The sequence below is a fragment of the Pseudoduganella guangdongensis genome, from assembly GCF_009857475.1.
Taxonomy (GTDB): Bacteria; Pseudomonadota; Gammaproteobacteria; order Burkholderiales; family Burkholderiaceae_D; genus Rugamonas; species Rugamonas guangdongensis.
The window spans coordinates 56,997-74,040 of the sequence record NZ_WWCJ01000023.1; the positions used below are offsets into that span (position 1 = coordinate 56,997).

Here is a 17,044-nt window from a genome sequence, read left to right on the forward strand (position 1 = left end):
CTACGATCATGCAAAAAACACCAGAAACCGCCGTATTGCGCAGCACCGGCGCCGTGGTGGCCGTGGCCGGCGTGGCGCAGGCCTTGCTGCTCATGGCGCACGCTCCCGCCGGCGCCTTCCACCTCCAGTTCGCCAACGCCAATATCCTGTTCGGGCTGCTGATTGCTTGCGGCGGCCTGCGGGCCATGTCCGCCGTGCGCTGGCTGGCCTGGTTTTGCCTGATGCCGACCGCCCTGCTCCTGCTGGCGGGCGTCGTGCTGCAGCCGCTCGGTCTGCTGGTGGCGCAGGCGCGCTTCACCCCGGCCGCGTTCATGTCGGAGCTGGCGGTGCAGTTGCTGTCCCTGGTGCTGCTGCTGTTCATGCTGCGCCAGCTTGGCAGCGCTCCCCTGCAGGCCGCGCGCGCGGCGCAGGGCCGCAAGGTGCGCGACATGCGCCTGCCGCTGGTCCTGGGCGGCGTGCTGGCCGTGGCCGTGGCCGGCCTGCAGGCCGGCGCCATGCGCAGTGCGGACGCGCAACACGCGGTGCGCCTGGCGGCGGCGGAAATGGGTCCGGGTTACGACTATTTTGCGAGCCACATCCAGTTCCAGTTCGGCGCCGACAGCCGCGTGCTGGCGCGCGTGCAGTTGTGGAACGACCGGGAGCTGCGCGAGATCCCGGTGCAGTGGCGCAAGCCCTAGTTAAACACGGATGACGACCTTGCCGAAGTGATTGCCGGAGGCCAGATGCTGGTAGGCTGCGCGCGCCTGGTGGATGTCGAACACGCTGTCCAGCACCGGTTTGATGTTGCGCTGGGAGACCAGGCGCGACAAGTCTTCCTGCATTTTGCGGCTGCCGACGTAGATGCCGCTCATGCTCTTGCCGCCCACCACGAGGCCGAGCAGCTGGATGCTGGTTTCGAAACCGCCACCCAGGCCGCCGATCGCGGCCACCTTGCCGCCCATGGCGACCGATGCGATGGAGCGCGCCAACGTGTCCTGCCCGCCCACTTCCAGCACCAGGTCGACGCCTTTGCCGCCGGTGGCGCGCAGCACTGCCTCCTGCCATTCGGGCGTCTTACGGTAGTTGATCAGCACATCCGCGCCCAGCGCGTGCGCCCGTTCCAGCTTGGCGTCGCTGGACGAGGTGATGATGGTGCGCACGCCGGCCGCGCGCGCCAGTTGCAGCGCCCAGATCGACACGCCGCCGGTGCCGAGCAGGAGCACGGTGTCGCCCGCTTTCAGGCTGCCTTCGACGAACAGCGCGTTCCAGGCGGTGACGCCGGCGCAGGTCAAGGTGGCGGCTTCCTCGAAACTCAGGTGGGCCGGCACGGCGCTCAGGCCGTCTTCGTGGATGACCAGTTCTTCGGTGAGCGCGCCGGCGCCGCCGGCACCCAGGGTGACTGCGGTTTTTTCCGGCGCGACTTTGCCGTCCACCCAGGCCGGGAAAAAGTTGGTCGCGACGCGGTCGCCGACCTGGACGCGCGCCACGCCGGGGCCAACCTCGACCACCTCGCCGGCGGCATCGGAACCTGGCACCACGGCGCCCTCGCCAGAGGTCGGGTAGCTGCCGTGCGCCACCATCAGGTCACGGTAGTTCAGTGCCACGGCGCGGACTTTGACGCGCACCTCGGAATGCTGCAGCTCGCGCTTTGGCAGCACGACGTGCTCCAGGCTCACGATACCGGCGCCGGGGGTGATTTGGTAGGCATGCATTGGAAACTCCTTTCAAGTTGTAGTGATGTGGAAAGCACTATATAGTTTCCCTGTATTCCACAGTGGTGGAATTTGATCGACAGATTGTCAACTGGGTGGAAACAATATGAACGAGCGCCTGAATGGCATCAATGTCTTCGTGCATGCGGTGGAAGCAGGCAGCTTTTCCGCCGCCGCCGTGCGCCTGCACCAGACCCGCTCGGCCGTGGCCAAGGCCATCGCGCGGCTGGAAGAGCGCCTGGGCGTGCGCCTGTTCCACCGCACCACGCGCAGCCAGAGCCTGACCGAGGCGGGCGAGTCCTATTACGAACGCTGCGTGCGCGCCCTGGCCGAACTCGATGCGGGCGCGGCCAGCATCGGCAGCGGCCGCAGCGAACCCACCGGGCGCTTGCGCATCAGCGTGCCGGTACTGTTCGGCCGCCAGTTCGTGGCGCCGCTGATGCTGGAACTGGCGCGCCGCTACCCCAAACTGGCGCTGGATATTTCGTTCAACGACCGCGTGGTGGACTTGATCGAGGACGGTTTCGATATCGGCTTGCGCGTGGGGCCGCTGGCCGACAGCAGCACGCTGGCCGCGCGCCGCCTGGGGCAGCAGCGCATGCTGGTGTGCGCCGCGCCAAGCTACCTGGCGCGGCATGGCCGCCCCGCCACGGTCGATGAGATTCCGCGCCACGACGGCATCCTGTACTCGCACGGGCGCGCCGTGAAGGCGTGGGTGATCGCAGCGCAGGGCGCCAAGCTGCGCGAGGTGCTGCCGGTGCAGCGCCTGCTGTTTGACGACCTGCAGGCGATCGCCGATGCCGCCGCGTCGGGCATGGGGCTGGTGTGGCTGCCGTGCTGGCTGGTGGCGCCCTATGTCAAACGCGGCGAGCTGCAAGTGCTGTTCGATTGCGGCGAGCTGGAAGCCTCGCAAATGCACCTGGTCTGGCCGCATACGCCATACATGCCGGCCAAGCTGCGCGTCGCCATCGATACGCTGCTGGAGGTGACGCCGATCTACCTGGCCAGCGCGGAGGCCGCGCCCGCCGTCTGAGCCGCTGCGGCGCGGGGTGGCGCCTGCAAGCTCCAGACGCTGGCCGGATCGCCCTGCAGGCCGCGCCGCAGCACCGCCCGCGCCATGCGTGCGAAGCCGAGCGCGAACGACGTGGCAATGCCGGCCGCGCCCAGCATGATCCACTGCCCCGCCAGCGCAGCGCTGAACGGATCGACGCCGCTGCGCCACCACTGCGTGAACGGCAGCGCGGCGCACAGCAGCGCGCACGTCCACAGCAGCTCGTGCGCGGCGCGCGCCGGCGGCCGCACCAGCGCCCACAGCACGGCCACGCCGAACACGCCGTAGTAGGCATACTCCTCCGCCTGCACGCCGCCGATGGTTTTGTTGACCAGCAGGAGCGCGCCGATGCCCGCCACGCTGCCCAGGCACAGGCCCAGCGTCAGCCCCGCCATGAGGCGCGCGCTGCGCTTTTGCAGGCCCTGCCGCTTGCGGCGCGACTCGATCCACAGCAGGTTGCCGCTATAGAACAGGAAAGCGCCGGCCATGCCGAGCACGAAGTACACCCACTTCAGCGCGTAGCCGCCGAAGTTCCCGAAGTGCAGCGTCTGCAAGCCGCGCAGGAACACATTGCCCGGGCTGGCGTTCTGCGGCGTGACCAGGCGCTTGATGCGGCCGTCGCTGGTGCTGGCGACAATCGCCGTCAGGCGCGTCAGCTGCCCGGCGGGCGCCGCGCCGTAGGCCTCGACCTGCCCCGCCGCGTCGCCGATATGGTGGTAGCGCAGGTGGTAGAAGCGGGTGCCCGGCGCGGCGCGCTCCAGGCCCGCCAGCAGTTCGGGCGCCGGCAGCACGGCGGCCGGCGTGCCGCTCGCCTTGACCGGCACGCTCAATGCGATATCGTCCTGCACCAGGTTAAGCAGCTTGCCTTCGAAGACCAGGTACTGGAACGGCGCCATCAACAACACGCCCAGCGCCAGCACCGCGCTGCTCCAGGCAAACATGATGTGGAATGGCAGCGACAGGATGCCGATCGCATTGTGCGCGTCCTGCCACATGCGCTTCAGGTTCTTGCCGACGCGCAGGGCGAACAAGTCCTTCAGGAAGCCCGGCGCGTACAGCACCACGCCCGACACCAGCGCCAGCCCGTACAGCACGCAGACCACGCCCAGCACATAGCCGCCCCACGCTTCCGGCAAGCCGGCCGTGTAATGCAGGCGGTACAGCAGGTGCGCCAGCTCCGAGGCAGGCTGTTCCTCCACCAGCGCGCCCTGCGGCGACAGGCGGAATTCGCGCGCGTGGCCATGCGCGCCGTAGCTGATGCGCAGCGCCGGTTCGGCCTCGGTCGGCAAGCCCAGGGCGAAGGTCTTGCGGCCTTCCGGGTGGGCGGCCAGGAAGGCGTCGATCAACTGCTGCGCCTTCGCCGTGCTGTCCATCGGCGCCGTCCGGGCCGACGGCGTTTCCCAGATTTCCAGCTCTTCGTGGAAGACCGTCAGGGCGCCGGCGAAGAAGGCGATGAACAGGCCAAAGCCCGCCAGCAGCCCGCTCCAGGTGTGCAGCGCCATGTAGTTGCGCAGGGTGGCCGCCTTCATGCCGCCACCCGCGCCAGTCCGCTCGCTTTCAGCAGGTACATCGAGCCGTACACGCCCGCCGTGGCGCTGCCCATCCAGAGCCAGGCGCGCCAGCCGCTGCGGCATTGGAAAGCCGCCGCCATCACGGCCACCCACACCAGGAAGAACAGCAGCAGCAATGGCAGCGTCCAGCTGCGCTGGTCGCGCAGCAGCAGGATCAGGATGCCGACCATGCCGGCCGCCAGCGGCATGCCGAGGAAGGCGGCGGCGCTTGCTTTACCCAACATGGCGCATCCTCCGGTAAGCGTTAAGGTAAGGCAGCAGCACCATGCCGAGCATGAAGGCGGCCAGCGCGATGAAGGCGCCGGCCCAGAAGCCGTACTCCTGGGCCGCCAGGGCGACGGCGCCCGGCAGCAGCGCCAGCCACGCCAGGTGCCATGCCGCCCGTCCGCCCTGCTGCGGCGAGGCGACGGCGAGGCAGGCGCCGGCCAGCAGCGCGGCGATTACAGAGACCAGTGTCAGCATGGCGGTCAGATCTTCCCTTCCAGGCCGAAGGCCAGCTTGCGGCCGTGTCCCATGATCACGCCGTGGCGCCCCGGTACCGAGTTCAGGTTGTTGTAGATGATGTAGTCGCGGTCCAGCAGGTTGCTGCCGCTGGCAAAGGCCTTGATCCCGCTGGCGAAGCTGTACGCCAGCTTGCCGCCCAACAGCAGGTGGCTCTGGTTGCGGCTCAGGTTGTCGGCATTGCTGAAGCCTTGGCCTTCATACGCCAGGCGCAGGTTGGCCAGCAGGCGGCCCGGCGTCCAGTTGAAACCGGCCGACTGGGTGCGGCGCGGCGAACGGGCAAACTCATGGCCGCTGAAATCGCCCTGCGGCGATGTGAAGTCCAGGAACTCGGTGTGCGAGAAGCCCAGCGCGCCGAACACTTCCAGCTCGCGCGTCATGGCGCGGCGCCCTTCCAGTTCCAGCCCGCTCAGGCGCGAGCGGCCGGCGTTGACGATGAAGTTGTCGATGCTGTTGCGCGCCATATTCACCTGCTGGTCGCTCCAGTCGATGCGGTACAGGTTGGCGCTGACGAAGGTGCGCTGCGGCAGCGCGCCTTTCAGCGAGAAATCGTAGTTCCTGGTGTATTCCGGGCCGTAGGCATTGGCGCCGCGCTGGTAGCTGTAATCCACGCCGCCGCTGCGGTAGCCGCGCTGCACGGTGAAGCCGGCCACCCACTGCGGCGACAGCGCATAGCGCGCGCCCAGCTTGGGCAGCCACACGCCGCCATCGCTGGCCAGTTGCTGCACGCCGTCCGGACCAAAGGCGCCCGCCGCGATCAGTTGCTGGAAGACCTGGCGCGCCATCGGCGTGGTGCCGCTGGTTTGCGTGCCGACGCTGCGCGCCTGGTCCTCGGCGTCGTAGCGCAGGCCGGCGGTCAGGGTCAGCGCGCCCAGGCCGTAGTCCGCCTCGCCGAACACGGCGCGGCTGCGCACCTTGCCCTTTTCATCGTTGCGGCGATCGATAAAGTCGCCGCCAAACAGCTTCTCGCAGGCGGCAGCGCTCGGGCACTGGCCGATCATGTCCAGCACATAGGACAGCGGCACGCGGTAGCCTTTGTCCGCGCCGGTGCGCTCATGCGAATAGTAGGCGCCCAGCACGCCGTTCAACTTGCCCGGCCCCAGCGCGGTGTCGAAATTGGCGCGCACCTCCTGGGTCCGCTGGCGGTTGGTGTAGACGCCGCCGTGCGTGCCCTGGTTCAGCTCCGTCATATCGTAATCGCCGTCGCGCTCGAAGCGGCTGTTGGCCCAAGTAGTCAGCAGCGTAAAATCGGCGCCCAGGGCGCGGAAAGTCTGCTCCAGCGCGCTGTTGCGGCTGCGGTTTTTCGACACGCTGATCTCATTGGCCAGGGCGATGCGCTGGCGCGGGCTGCGCAGCACGCCCTCCACCTGGCGGTCGCCCTTCTCGAACTGCGCCTCCGACAACGAGAACAGCGCCTGGTAGTTGTCGCCCCATGGCGTCAGGCGCAGCCGGGCGCGCACATTGTGGCCATCCTCGCGCCCCCAGTTGCGGTCGCGCCGTGTGGCGTTATAGATGTCGCCGTCGCTGTGGTGCTTCTCGGCGCTGATGCGCAGCGCCGCCGCGTTCTCGCGCAGAGCGCCGCCGCCGGCCACGGCGATGCGGCGCAGGCCATCGCTGCCCAGGGCGGCGCGGGCCGCGAAGTCGGCCTGTTCCGACGGCAGGCGCGAACGGATCACCACCGCGCCGGCCAGCGAGTTGCGGCCCTGGTTGGTCGATTGCGGACCGCGCAGCACTTCCACGCGCTCCATGTCCCAGGCGCTCATGTAATCGATATCCTGGGCAAAGCCGCCCTGCGGCACGCCGTCGATGGTAATGGTCACGGTCTGGCCCGTGCCGCCGGTGGCGCCGGTCAGTGGAATGCCGCGCAGCGCCAGGCCGGCCGCGCTACTGACGTTGGCCATCTGGCTGACCACATCTTCAATGGTTTCATTGCCTGCATTCTCGATCTGGCGCCCGGTGCGGATGCCGATACTGGCATTGCTGTCGATCTCGGCGCGGCGCAGCTTGTCGCCGCTGATGATGACGGTGTCGAGGTTTGGCTGCGCCAGCGCAGGTGCGGCCAGCAGCACGCCCGACAGGGCGGCGGCGATGGACTTCAACTTCATATTTCCCTTTAGTGCAAATGTAAATAATTATCAATTGTAATAGTAAATGATAATCATTCGCATCGAAAGGAAAACTTTTCCATTTTTACACTACGGCTGCGCGCCGCGCCGCACGTCCTGCGGCATGGTCTCGATATGGTCGACGTCGATATCGGCCCCGTCCAGCTCTGCGCCATCGCGCTCGACGTCGGCCCGCTCGCCGGTGCCCTCGCGGTCCGAATCGCTGTCCAGCTCGGTATCGCCCGGGCCCGGTGGCAGGGCGCCTTGCGAGTCGCTGCCACTGTCAGAAGAGTCGCTGGGACCCAGTGCCCCCGTGCCGTGCCCTTTGCTCACCTCGCGGTCGGGGCGCCGCGGAACATTATCCGGATCTAAAGTACTGTTACCTGCCATGGTGTCCTCCTGTGTCCCCCAATTTAGTGTTTTCCGGGCTTGGGGGGCGCAGTGTTGGAAGATGCCAACACTGTTGCCGAGCTTGCATTAGACAGTTTCTTATTCGGCCTGCCGCCACAAACACCGAACTTCACTGGCAAGGATAAGGTTTTCCCCATATGTAACTTGCAGAAAACATGGAAGTTTTGCTATCGCCCGCTGTCGCCTGGCTGTTTGACGCAGATCAAAAGGGTATTTACCTTAGGTCAACACTAGTACAATTCAGGCTTGAACAAATTGCACAGGAGTGCCAGCAAGATGAGTAGTTTTGACGCAACCAATAAGCGCCTGAAAAATATTCATACTCGCATCCCGGAATTCCCGGAAGACTTGGTACGCCTGCTGCGCATGACCTATCACGTCCAGAAACGCATGAAGGATCTGGCGAACTCGGTATTGCGCAAGTACGACCTGGTTGATGCCAGCTACATGGTGCTGGCGGTGCTGTATGGATCGGAGAACGAGACTTCGACCGCATCCAATCTGGGTGAAGCCTGCATGGAAAAGCCGGCCAACCTGACCCGCGTCTGCAACGACCTGGAAGCGCAAGGCCTGATCACCCGCGGCAACCGTCCGGGCGACCGCCGCTGCGTGATGATCACGCTGACCGACGCCGGCCGCAACCTGATCGAACAGGTCATGCCCGAAGTCTGGTCGCGCACCACCCGCGCCTACGACGGCTACAACGGCGACGACATCCGCGTCCAGGAACAACTCTTCAAGCGCCAGCTGGCCAACCTCGACGTCAGCGCTTGACGTAAAAAAATGGGGACGTACCCCATTTTTTTATTTCTGCGGCGAGGTGTGCTGCATCGCATACCAGAGGTGCTGCCACCAGTGTTCGCGCGAGCGCACCGTCAGCAGGCAGGTGCGGTCAATCTCTTCCTTGAAGACCTGGTCGCGGCATTCTTTGTTGGCCAGCGCGTGGCGCTGGTTCTCCGCATTCACCACGGCCAGCACCAGCCAGAACACCAGCCCGGATAACACGACCACCAGGGTCCAGGCCAGGTGGTTGACCCAGGTGCGCTGCACCAGGCCGGCCTCGTCTGGGGCCGACTCCCGGTACGCGCGCATTACTTCTTCTTCACGTGGATCCATTGCTTACTTTTTAGTGGCGGCCGACTTGGCCACCAGGTAGTCGAGGACCGCCAGCGCGGCTGCTTGCTGCTGGCTTTCCGGCTGGCCCGGGCGGCCGGCCATCGATGGCGCGGTGACGTAGCGGCCGTCGACCACCAGGGTCGGGGCCGAATCGATGCCTTTGTATTGGCCGATGGTGGCTGCCATGCGCTTCATTTTAGACTCGACGCCGAAGGATTTGTAGACGGCTTCGAATTTGGCTTTGTCGACGCCGGCGCTGGCCAGGAAGGCGAACATTTCGTCTTCACGCATCAGGCGCTTGTGGTCGACGTGCATGGCGTTGAAGATCTTCTGGCTGACGGTCTCGGACAGGCCCATCGCTTCCAGCGTGACGTAGGTGCGCGCCAGCACGTCCTTCTCGCCGCGCGCGAAGTGCAGGCGGCGGAAGTGGACCTTGTCGGCATTTTGCTTGGCCCAGGCGGCGATGCGCGGTTCGAGCACGAAGCAGTGCGGGCAGGAATACATGAAGAACTCGACCACTTCGATTTTCTTCCCTTGCGCTTCGCTGCGCACGGGAGTGTCGAGGGTGCGCCAGTCAACGCCCTCTTTCGGATCGGCGGCGGAGGCGCCGGCGGCGGTGAACATCAGGGCGGCGGAGGCAAGCAGGAGGCGCAGCAGACGCATGGTGATCCTTACAGGTAAGTAGTAAACGCAGCGAGATTACCATTTTTTGCGCCCTGTGATCAGCCCCGCCGGCCAAATTGGCGCCGACGGGGCTGGTTTAAGCCGGCTTTAAGGCCGGCCGCGCTTAGAAGTCGTAGCGCGCGGACACCTTGACCTGGCGGCCATTGTCCGGATAGATGCCGGTGCGGCAGCCGAAGGCCTGGTTGTAGTAGTCCTTGTCCAGCAGGTTCAGCGCGCTCAGCGCCAGCTCCCATTGGCCGAACTTGCGGGCGTAGCGGCCGTCCACCGTGGTGTAGGCCGGGATGCGCGCGCTGCAGGCGTTGCTGAAATCGCTGCCGACGCGCTGACGGGCCACGCGCTGCACGCCGATGTCGGCGCTCTGGCCGTCGGCCGGGGTCCAGGCCAGGCGCACCGTGGCGCTGTACTTCGGCACCAGCGGCACTTCGCGGCCGGCGTTGCCACCGGAGCGGAAGGTCGCCTCGACCTGCTGGTAGTGGCCCTGCACCTGCCAGGCGGCGGCGAAGCGGTAGCTGCCGTCCAGCTCAAAGCCTTTGCGCTGGGTCGGTGCCAGGTTGGTGTTGGCGCCGAACAGGCCCGCGGTCGGGTCGTAATAGATCTCGTTGTCCAGGTTGTGGCGGAACAGGCGCGCGTCGACCTTGGCCGCGCCTTGCGCGTAGCCCAGGCCGATCTCGGCGTCGTGCGAGGTCTGGGTGGCCAGCGGCTTGTTGGCTTGCGGGGTGTAGGCGTTCTCGTCCGAGGTGGCAACGCGGTAGCTCTGGCCGGCCTTGGCCCAGGCGGTCAGGCCCGGCGCGGCCAGCATGCTGCCCTGCAGCTCCCAGGCGTTGTGCGCCTGCTTGATACTGTAGGTGGCGGTGGTGTACGGCACCGGATCGAGCGAGTCCTTGTCGAACAGTTCGCGGCGCACGCCGGCGGCCAGGCGCACTTGCTGGGCGCCGGCGAACTTCACTTCGTCGCGCACATACACGGCCTTGCTGCGCTGGGTGGCGTCGGCGCCGGAGTAGTCGGAACGGGTGACGCGGTTCCAGCGGCCGAAGTCAAAGCCCGCGACCAGCTCATTCAGCATGCCGTCGAACTGGGCCAGGTGGCGCAGGCGCGGCGAGAACTGGGTCTGCTTGCTGTCGTAGACCGACTTGGAACCGAAGTAGGTGGCTTCCACGTCCTTGGTACGGTGCGCCAATTCGGCGGCCAGGTCGAAGGCGCCGACCTTGCGCTCCCAGGCGGCGGTAAATCGGTTGCTGTCCATCTTGCCGAAATCGTCCGGGGTCTTGGTCTGGCGCGGGTTGTCCAGGAACTGGGCTTCCGTCAGGCTGCCGGCGAAACGCTGGTCCTGGCGCGCGATATCGGCGCGCAGCGACAGGCGGCCAAAGCCGCCGTTGAATTGCACGCCGCCGTTGAAGCGCGACTGCTTGAATTCGTTGTTCTTGCGGTAGTTGTCGGTGCGCTGGTGGCCGGCGGAGGCGTCGATGGCCACGCCGTCAAATCCCTGCACCGCACCCAGGCGCACGTCGGCGCTGTCGAACCGGCCCAGCTCTGCGAACATGCTGCCGCCGCGCGCACCGGCTTGCGGGCGCTTGGTGGTGATGCTGATCACGCCGCCGGTGGCGCCTTCGCCATACAGCACGCTGGCGCCGCCGCGCATGATGTCGATGCGCTCGACCAGGTCGATCGGGATGGTGGACAGGGTGGCCGGGGTCAGCTCGTTGTCGTTCATGCGCACGCCGTCCAGCACCACGACCACGTTCTGGTCGCTGGTGCTGCCGAAGCCGCGCAGGTCGAGGCTGAAGTCCGGGCTGCCGGTCAGGCTCTGGCGGCCGTACACGCCGCCGATTTTGCGCAGCGCCTGGTTGACGTCGGTGACGCCGGCGCGGCGGATGTCCGCGGCGCTGATGCTGGTGGCGCCGATCGGCAGCAGCGACGGGTCGCTGGCGAAGCGGGAACCGCTGATGACAATGGTCTGGGAATCCTGGGTATTTTGGGCGAATGCGGGCGCGGCAAAGCACAGGGCAAGGGCCGCGGACAGGGCGCAGCGTGGCGAGAAGATGGTCATGACATGCGAATAGAAAAAGTATCCGCCTGCCTCCCCGCAGCCGGAATCCACAGAAGTCGCGCCCTGCGCGGGCGCGCTTCCACCTCCCTGGCCGGTATCCGGGCTGGCAAGACTGACCGGGCCACCTTCCTATGCGCTGCATAGTGGTCTCTGGCGCGGCCTGCCGTCGTAAGGACGGCGCTTGCGTACCGTTGCGGGGGCAGCACTGTGCGTTTCCCGTTTAACTGCCTCCACGAACAGGAGGCGGGCACCAAGGCGCGCACATTATACGCTGCTTAAAATTCGCATGAAAGTTTGGTAATTAGTTTGGTATATTTTCGCGTTGCTAATTCTTTAATGGAACGCTATGCGCATCGCACATTTATTGGCCGCGGCCGCCCTATTGGGCGGGGTTGCGGTTTCGGCCGGACTGATGGCGGAAGGCGGCAGCCCGGCCACCGTGCCGGCAGCCGGCACCGACATCGCCTTGGCGCCGCCCAAAGCGGCCGCCGTGACGCAACCGAGCGCGCCGGGCGCCTGGGGCGGCATCCGCAGCGGCCAGGAGGCCACCCTGTCCGACCGCGTGGTGGACTACCGGATCGAAGCCACGCTCGATCCGGTCAAGCACACCATCGACGGCAAGCAGCGCCTGACCTGGCGCAACCGCAGCGACCAGCCGGTGCGCAGCGTCTACCTGCACCTGTACCTGAACGCCTTCCAGAACGCGGAAAGCACCTTCCACACCGAGCAGCGCAAGAGCGGCGCCGGCATCCGCAACAGTAGCCTGAGCCAGGACGGCGAGTGGGGCTATATGGAACTGCGCAGCGTGCAGCAAGGCGGCGCCAAGGTGCCGTGGACCTTCGTGCAGCCGGACGGCGGCCCGGCCACCGACCAAACCGTGGTGCGCATGGACCTGCCGCAGGCCGTGGCGCCCGGCGCCAGTACCACGCTCGACATCAGCTTCTTCGACCAGCTGCCGCGCGTGATGGCGCGCAGCGGCTACTTCGACAGCTTCCACCTGGTGGCGCAGTGGTTCCCCAAGATCGCCGTGCTGGAGCTGCCGGGCGAGCGCGGCGCCACCACGCTGCGCTGGAACGCGCATGAATACCACGCCGAATCGGAGTACTACGCCGACTTTGGCAGCTATGATGTGAAGCTGACCGTGCCCCGCGAGTACACGGTGGGCGCCACCGGCGAGCTGCAGGGCACGCCGGTGGAAAAGGACGGCCGGCTGACCCACCACTTCATCCAGGGCGACGTGCACGATTTCGCCTGGAGCGCCGACAAGCGCAGCGCCAAGCCGCTGGTCGACACCTGGAGCGGCCATGGCGGCGCGCCGGTCAAGATCACCGTGCTGTTCCCGCCGGAGCTGGCCTCGAACGCGGCGCCCACCATGCAGGCGGCCAAGGATGCGCTGGCCTACTTCTCGCGCACGCTGGGGCCCTACCCGTACAAGACGCTGACCATCGTGGTGCCGCCGCATAACGCCAGCGAGGCCGAGGGCATGGAATACCCGACCTTCTTCACCACCGGCGCCGCTCCCGGCCTGGAAGCGGGCACCACGGCCGCCGCCATGCTGGACTTCGTCACCATCCATGAATTCGGCCACGGCTATTTCTACGGCATCCTGGCCAGCAACGAGTTCGAGGAGCCGTTCCTGGACGAGGGCCTGAACGAGTACTGGAACCACCGCATGCTGCGCGACAGCGGCAGGAAAATGCCGCTCACGACGCCGTTCCTGCGCCGCATCGGCTTCGCGCCGCAGGCCAGCGGCTTTGAGTTCGAGCGCATGGGCACGCCGCGCGACGAGCCGTCCGACCCGCTGGGACAAAATGCCTACCATCGCCTGCAAGGGGTCGGCCCGGTCTACACGCGCGGCGCCACCACCATGCGCGACCTGGAAGCGCAGCTGGGCAAGGACACCATGGAGCGCGCCTTCAAGGAATACTACCGTCGCTGGAAATTCCGCCACCCGAGCATTGCCGACTTCCGCGAAGTGCTGGCGGAGGTGAGCGGCCAGCGCAAGCTGGTGGAGACCGTGTTCGCGCAGCAGGTGTACGCCGTGACGCGCGTGGACGACCGCATTTCCTCCTTTACCAGCGAGGAGCTGGCGCCGACGCCGGGCGTGCGCCTGCAGGACGGCAAGCGCGTGGACGTCAGCGCGGAGCAAGCCGCGCGCCAGGCCGACCAGCTGCGCGAGCAATGGGAGCAGGCGCACCCGGACGCCAAGCCGGGCACCGGCCCCTTCCCCTACCTGACCACGGTCACCGTGCGCCGCCGCGGCGCGGACGTGCCGCAAACCCTGCTGGTGGAGTTTGCCGACGGCAGCAAGGAAACCGTGCAGTGGAGCGGCGAGCGGCGCTGGCACACCTTCGAATGGCGTAAGCCGGTGAAAGCGGTCTCGGCGCGCATCGACCCCGAAGGCAAGCACCTGCTCGACGTCAACAAGCTCGATGACAGCCGCACGCTGAAACAGGACGGCAGCGCAGCGCGCCGCTGGACCGCCGACCTGGCCGCCATCTTCCAGTCCCTTATTGCCCTGATTGCCACCGTATGAAGCTGACCACCACCCTTCTCCACGCCGGCCGCGCTGCCCTGCAATGGCGCCTGCTCCTGCTCTGGCTGGCCGCCGTGCTGCTGCCGACCGCGGTGCTGGCCCTGCCCTTCTGGCATGCGCTGGCGCCGGCCCTCAGCCATTCGGTGCGCGCGCCGGAACTGGCGCAGGCGCTCGACCTGATGAGCGTTGCCGACATCATCGGCGAAATGCGGCGCAGCACCGTGGCGCTGCAGGCCGGCGGCCTGGTAGCCCTGGCGCTGACCCTGCTGCTGTCGCCGTTCCTGACCGGCGCCATCGTCACCGCCGGGCGCGCGCCGCACACCGCCACCCTGCGCGAGCTGGTGGCGGGCGGCGTGGCGGAATACCCGCGCATGTTCCGCATGCTGCTGTGGGCCGTGGTGCCGCTGGGCGCGGCGCTGGCGCTGGGCGCCGCCCTGACCGGAGCGGCCGACGACTTTTCCGCCACGGCGGTGCAGGCGGCGGACGCCGCACCGTGGCAATGGGCGGCCGCCCTCGGCGCCGTGCTGCTAGTGGCCCTGGCCAACCTGACGCTGGACGCGGGCCGCGCCCAGCTGGCGGTCGACCGCCGCCGCACCTCGGCCGTCAAGGCCTGGTGGCGCGGCGTGCAGCTGCTGTTGCGCCGTCCCGGCGCGGTACTGGGCTGCTATGCCCTGCTGACCAGCGCCGGCCTGCTGCTGGCCGCCTTGCTGGCGCTGGCGCGCCTGCAGGTCCAGGGCAGCAATGGCGTGCTGCTGCTGGCGGCCTTCGCCCTGGCGCAGCTGGTGGCGCTGGCCGTGGCATGGATGCGCGCGGCGCGCCTGCTGGCGCTGATGTCGCTGTCTGCAGCGCAGCGCTAAGGGGCGTATAGTGGCGGGCATGACTACCTTGCCTACCTTCTACCTGTCGCACGGCGGCGGCCCCTGGCCCTGGATGCGCGAGCAGTCCGGCAGCGCCTACGACCAGCTGGACGCCGCGCTGCGCGACCTGCCGCGCCAGGCCGGCGGCAAGCCGCAAGCCATCCTGGTCGTCACCGCCCATTGGGAGGGGCGCGCCTTCCTGGTCTCGGCGGCGCCCCGGCCGCCGATGCTCTACGACTATGGCGGCTTCCCGCCGCATACCTACCAGATCCAGTATCCCGCGCCCGGCTCGCCGGCGCTGGCGGCGCGCGTGGCGCAGCTGCTGGGCACGCGCGCGGCGCTGGACCATGAGCGCGGCCTGGATCACGGCACCTTCAGCGCCATGTACCCCGCTTTTCCCGAGGCCGATGTGCCGATCGTGCAGTTGTCGCTGCGGCAGGGTCTGGATCCGGCGGAGCACCTGGCAGCGGGCCACCTGCTGCGGCCATTGCGCGATGAAGGTGTTTTGATCGTCGGCAGTGGGCTGAGCTACCATAACCTGCGCGCCTTCAATGCGGCCGGGGCGGAAGCGTCGCGCGTGTTCGATGCCTGGCTGCGCGAGACCATGGCGGCGGCGCCGGCGGAGCGCACGGCGCGCCTGCTGGCGTGGGAAAGCGCCCCGGCGGCGCGCCTGGCGCATCCGCGCGAAGAGCATTTGCTGCCGCTGATGGTGGCGGTGGGCGCGGCCGAGGATTCAGCCGCGCAGGTGGTGTATCACGAGGACCGCTTCATGGGGGCGCTGGCGGTCAGCAGCTTTATGCTGGCCTGAACGGGAAACCCGGTTTCCCGGTTGTCTGCCAGCTTACGTCCCGCGCTTGCCCTTCATGCGCTCGGCTTCCTTCTCGGCAGCCTTACGCGCCGCCTCTTCCGCCTTGATGCGCTCTTGCTCAATATGCACGGCCAGCGCCGCAGCGCGGGTTTCCGGCGTCTCCAGCGAAATGCGGCCCAGCAGGCCGCTGCGGTAATCCTGCAGCAGCATGTGCGACGCTTTCTCAAAGTCCCACTCGCCGCCCTTCAGGCGGTAGCTGCGCAACTGCGCCACGCGTTCGATCAGCGCCACGCCATCCATCGCCGACACATCGGCCTTATAGCGCGCCTTGAGCAGCTCCGGATAGCGCTTCAGCAGCTCCTCCGCCAGCCAGATCGCCACCTCATCCTCGATCAGCGCATTGGCGCCGATCGCGTGCGAGGCCGCCAGCGCCATGCCGTCCGACGGCATCTCGATCTTCGGCCACAACAGGCCCGGCGTATCGATCAGCACTGTTTCCATATCGAGGTAAATCTTTTGCTGCTGCTTGGTCACCGCCGGTTCATCGCCCACCTTGGCCACGCGGCGCTTGAGCAGCGCGTTCATCAAGGTCGATTTGCCCACGTTCGGGATGCCCATGATCATCATGCGCAGCGGCTTGAGGGCATCGCTGCGGTGCGGCGCCAGCTTGCGCGCCTTGGCGATCACCTTCGCCACGTCGGACGGCTTCTTGGTCGTCATCGCATAGGCGGTCACGCTCTTGTCCTGCTCGAAATGGCGGATCCAGGCCGCCGTCGCGTCCGGGTCGGCCAGGTCGATCTTGTTCAGGATTTTCAGGCAAGGGCGCTGGCGGAACTTGCGCAGCTCCTCCACCAGCGGGTTGCAGCTGGCCGCAGGCAGGCGCGCGTCAACCACTTCGATGACGACGTCGACATCGGCCATCTGTTCCGCCGCCTTTTTCTTGGCGGCGTTCATATGCCCGGGGAACCATTGGATAGACATGCTCTTGCCTTACGAATCGAATCAACAATCCGCTATTTTACATGGCGGCAGCACTTTACTGCCATTTGCCAAACGGGCAACTTTACTTCAGCAGCACCCAACCGTAAGAAGTATCGGTGCGCTCGCCGCTGGCCCCTGGCGCGATGCCGAAACGGCAGGTCGACACATACGCCACCGCGTCGCGCACCACCTGCGGCGCGAAACCGCCCTGCTCCGCTACGATGCCACGCGCCTGGCCGTCGGCGCCGACCAGGAAACGCAGCTTGATGCCGCCCTGCGTGCTGCGGCGCTGGTCCAGGTTCGCATAGCCGGCAATATGCGGCGAGGGCTTGCAGCTGCCCGGCTGCAACACCGGCCGTAGCGGCGCCGGGCCGTCCAGGCGCCAGGCGTACTGGATCGGGAACACGGTGCCGTCGCGCGCCGCCTCCAGCCCGGGCTTGAAGCGGCAGCGCGCCAGGCCGGCCAGCGCGGCCTGGTCCAGCATGGCCCAGCCGCTGCCGCCGCGCACCTTGGCGTCGCGCACCGCGCCGTCGCTGCCGATGCGAAACTCCAGCGTGGTGGTGCCTTCGATTTCGTAGCGCAGCGCCTCGCGCGGCCAGGCCGGGGCGGTGCAGCTGGCGGGCGTGGCCAATGACTGATAAGGGAAGGCGCTGGCACCGGCCAGCGCAAGCAGCAGCGACAGCAT

At 67.2% G+C, this 17,044-nt stretch carries 17 protein-coding genes and 1 riboswitch; of the genes, 6 read left to right on the forward strand and 11 right to left on the reverse strand.

Features of this window, described 5'->3' with window-relative positions:
- Positions 1-8: 8 nt before the first annotated feature.
- Complete coding sequence (locus GTP41_RS23155) at positions 9-677, forward strand: hypothetical protein (protein ID WP_161027953.1); 669 nt, start codon at positions 9-11, stop codon at positions 675-677.
- Here the strand turns inward: GTP41_RS23155 and GTP41_RS23160 are convergent, their stop codons facing one another.
- Positions 678-1,691 carry a zinc-dependent alcohol dehydrogenase family protein gene (locus GTP41_RS23160; protein WP_161027954.1) on the reverse strand — a complete coding sequence of 338 codons (1,014 nt, stop codon included), beginning with the start codon at positions 1,689-1,691 and terminating at the stop codon, positions 678-680. It abuts the gene before it with no gap.
- A gap of 106 nt (positions 1,692-1,797) precedes the next feature.
- Here GTP41_RS23160 and GTP41_RS23165 point away from each other — a divergent pair, with 106 nt between their 5' ends.
- Positions 1,798-2,724 (forward strand): LysR family transcriptional regulator, encoded by a 927-nt coding sequence (locus tag GTP41_RS23165; protein WP_161027955.1) that lies wholly within the window; start codon positions 1,798-1,800, stop codon positions 2,722-2,724.
- On the opposite strand, the gene GTP41_RS23170 is transcribed toward GTP41_RS23165, so the two are convergent.
- From GTP41_RS23170 to GTP41_RS23190, 5 genes are all read right to left on the reverse strand, one after another.
- Complete coding sequence (locus GTP41_RS23170) at positions 2,688-4,271, reverse strand: PepSY-associated TM helix domain-containing protein (protein ID WP_161027956.1); 1,584 nt, start codon at positions 4,269-4,271, stop codon at positions 2,688-2,690. The two genes, GTP41_RS23165 and GTP41_RS23170, sit on opposite strands and share 37 nt — an antisense overlap.
- Positions 4,268-4,537, reverse strand: a complete 270-nt coding sequence (locus GTP41_RS23175; protein ID WP_161027957.1) for a hypothetical protein — start codon at positions 4,535-4,537, stop codon at positions 4,268-4,270. Before GTP41_RS23175 ends, GTP41_RS23170 begins: the two co-directional genes overlap by 4 nt.
- Positions 4,527-4,775 carry a hypothetical protein gene (locus GTP41_RS23180; RefSeq protein ID WP_161027958.1) on the reverse strand — a complete coding sequence of 83 codons (249 nt, stop codon included), beginning with the start codon at positions 4,773-4,775 and terminating at the stop codon, positions 4,527-4,529. The genes GTP41_RS23175 and GTP41_RS23180 overlap by 11 nt, the downstream gene beginning before the upstream one ends.
- Positions 4,776-4,780: 5 nt before the next feature.
- The gene (locus tag GTP41_RS23185) at positions 4,781-6,919 is read right to left on the reverse strand and encodes a TonB-dependent receptor (protein WP_161027959.1); all 2,139 of its coding nucleotides are present in this window, start codon (positions 6,917-6,919) and stop codon (positions 4,781-4,783) included.
- 90 nt (positions 6,920-7,009) lie between these two features.
- Complete coding sequence (locus GTP41_RS23190) at positions 7,010-7,309, reverse strand: hypothetical protein (protein ID WP_161027960.1); 300 nt, start codon at positions 7,307-7,309, stop codon at positions 7,010-7,012.
- A gap of 297 nt (positions 7,310-7,606) precedes the next feature.
- On the opposite strand from GTP41_RS23190, the gene GTP41_RS23195 reads away from it, so the two are divergent.
- Positions 7,607-8,104: a MarR family winged helix-turn-helix transcriptional regulator gene (locus GTP41_RS23195; protein WP_090441188.1), complete on the forward strand. Its 498-nt coding sequence runs from the start codon at positions 7,607-7,609 to the stop codon at positions 8,102-8,104.
- A gap of 30 nt (positions 8,105-8,134) precedes the next feature.
- On the opposite strand, the gene GTP41_RS23200 is transcribed toward GTP41_RS23195, so the two are convergent.
- The 3 genes from GTP41_RS23200 to GTP41_RS23210 all read right to left on the reverse strand — a co-directional run bounded on the left by GTP41_RS23200 (position 8,135) and on the right by GTP41_RS23210 (position 11,177).
- Complete coding sequence (locus GTP41_RS23200) at positions 8,135-8,446, reverse strand: hypothetical protein (RefSeq protein ID WP_202419854.1); 312 nt, start codon at positions 8,444-8,446, stop codon at positions 8,135-8,137.
- 3 nt (positions 8,447-8,449) lie between these two features.
- A complete protein-coding gene (locus tag GTP41_RS23205) occupies positions 8,450-9,109 on the reverse strand; it encodes a thiol:disulfide interchange protein DsbA/DsbL (protein WP_161027961.1) in 660 nt (219 codons plus the stop codon).
- A 124-nt stretch (positions 9,110-9,233) separates the two neighbouring features.
- Positions 9,234-11,177 carry a TonB-dependent receptor gene (locus GTP41_RS23210; protein WP_161027962.1) on the reverse strand — a complete coding sequence of 648 codons (1,944 nt, stop codon included), beginning with the start codon at positions 11,175-11,177 and terminating at the stop codon, positions 9,234-9,236.
- 72 nt (positions 11,178-11,249) lie between these two features.
- Positions 11,250-11,446, reverse strand: a riboswitch (cobalamin riboswitch).
- 77 nt (positions 11,447-11,523) lie between these two features.
- Here GTP41_RS23210 and GTP41_RS23215 point away from each other — a divergent pair.
- Genes GTP41_RS23215 through GTP41_RS23225 form a run of 3 tightly spaced genes read left to right on the forward strand, consistent with a single transcriptional unit; the run spans position 11,524 to position 15,378 of the window.
- Positions 11,524-13,713 (forward strand): M1 family metallopeptidase, encoded by a 2,190-nt coding sequence (locus GTP41_RS23215; protein ID WP_161027963.1) that lies wholly within the window; start codon positions 11,524-11,526, stop codon positions 13,711-13,713.
- Positions 13,710-14,570 carry a hypothetical protein gene (locus GTP41_RS23220; protein WP_161027964.1) on the forward strand — a complete coding sequence of 287 codons (861 nt, stop codon included), beginning with the start codon at positions 13,710-13,712 and terminating at the stop codon, positions 14,568-14,570. Before GTP41_RS23215 ends, GTP41_RS23220 begins: the two co-directional genes overlap by 4 nt.
- A 19-nt stretch (positions 14,571-14,589) precedes the next feature.
- Positions 14,590-15,378 (forward strand): DODA-type extradiol aromatic ring-opening family dioxygenase, encoded by a 789-nt coding sequence (locus GTP41_RS23225; RefSeq protein ID WP_161027965.1) that lies wholly within the window; start codon positions 14,590-14,592, stop codon positions 15,376-15,378.
- Positions 15,379-15,411: 33 nt separating this feature from the next.
- On the opposite strand, the gene ylqF is transcribed toward GTP41_RS23225, so the two are convergent.
- Both ylqF and GTP41_RS23235 read right to left on the reverse strand, forming a co-directional pair.
- Positions 15,412-16,359 (reverse strand): ribosome biogenesis GTPase YlqF, encoded by a 948-nt coding sequence (gene ylqF / locus GTP41_RS23230; RefSeq protein ID WP_161027966.1) that lies wholly within the window; start codon positions 16,357-16,359, stop codon positions 15,412-15,414.
- 82 nt (positions 16,360-16,441) lie between these two features.
- Positions 16,442-17,044, reverse strand: coding sequence for an energy transducer TonB (locus GTP41_RS23235; protein ID WP_161027967.1), 603 nt, complete (start codon positions 17,042-17,044; stop codon positions 16,442-16,444).

Bases quoted from the DNA above. Each gene is read 5' to 3' on its own strand.
- GTP41_RS23155 (WP_161027953.1), top strand. From the start codon at position 9: ATGCAAAAAACACCAGAAACCGCCGTATTGCGCAGCACCGGCGCCGTG.
- GTP41_RS23160 (WP_161027954.1), bottom strand. From the start codon at position 1,691: ATGCATGCCTACCAAATCACCCCCGGCGCCGGTATCGTGAGCCTGGAG.
- GTP41_RS23165 (WP_161027955.1), top strand. From the start codon at position 1,798: ATGAACGAGCGCCTGAATGGCATCAATGTCTTCGTGCATGCGGTGGAA.
- GTP41_RS23170 (WP_161027956.1), bottom strand. From the start codon at position 4,271: ATGAAGGCGGCCACCCTGCGCAACTACATGGCGCTGCACACCTGGAGC.
- GTP41_RS23175 (WP_161027957.1), bottom strand. From the start codon at position 4,537: ATGTTGGGTAAAGCAAGCGCCGCCGCCTTCCTCGGCATGCCGCTGGCG.
- GTP41_RS23180 (WP_161027958.1), bottom strand. From the start codon at position 4,775: ATGCTGACACTGGTCTCTGTAATCGCCGCGCTGCTGGCCGGCGCCTGC.
- GTP41_RS23185 (WP_161027959.1), bottom strand. From the start codon at position 6,919: ATGAAGTTGAAGTCCATCGCCGCCGCCCTGTCGGGCGTGCTGCTGGCC.
- GTP41_RS23190 (WP_161027960.1), bottom strand. From the start codon at position 7,309: ATGGCAGGTAACAGTACTTTAGATCCGGATAATGTTCCGCGGCGCCCC.
- GTP41_RS23195 (WP_090441188.1), top strand. From the start codon at position 7,607: ATGAGTAGTTTTGACGCAACCAATAAGCGCCTGAAAAATATTCATACT.
- GTP41_RS23200 (WP_202419854.1), bottom strand. From the start codon at position 8,446: ATGGATCCACGTGAAGAAGAAGTAATGCGCGCGTACCGGGAGTCGGCC.
- GTP41_RS23205 (WP_161027961.1), bottom strand. From the start codon at position 9,109: ATGCGTCTGCTGCGCCTCCTGCTTGCCTCCGCCGCCCTGATGTTCACC.
- GTP41_RS23210 (WP_161027962.1), bottom strand. From the start codon at position 11,177: ATGACCATCTTCTCGCCACGCTGCGCCCTGTCCGCGGCCCTTGCCCTG.
- GTP41_RS23215 (WP_161027963.1), top strand. From the start codon at position 11,524: ATGCGCATCGCACATTTATTGGCCGCGGCCGCCCTATTGGGCGGGGTT.
- GTP41_RS23220 (WP_161027964.1), top strand. From the start codon at position 13,710: ATGAAGCTGACCACCACCCTTCTCCACGCCGGCCGCGCTGCCCTGCAA.
- GTP41_RS23225 (WP_161027965.1), top strand. From the start codon at position 14,590: ATGACTACCTTGCCTACCTTCTACCTGTCGCACGGCGGCGGCCCCTGG.
- ylqF (WP_161027966.1), bottom strand. From the start codon at position 16,359: ATGTCTATCCAATGGTTCCCCGGGCATATGAACGCCGCCAAGAAAAAG.
- GTP41_RS23235 (WP_161027967.1), bottom strand. From the start codon at position 17,044: ATGCTGTCGCTGCTGCTTGCGCTGGCCGGTGCCAGCGCCTTCCCTTAT.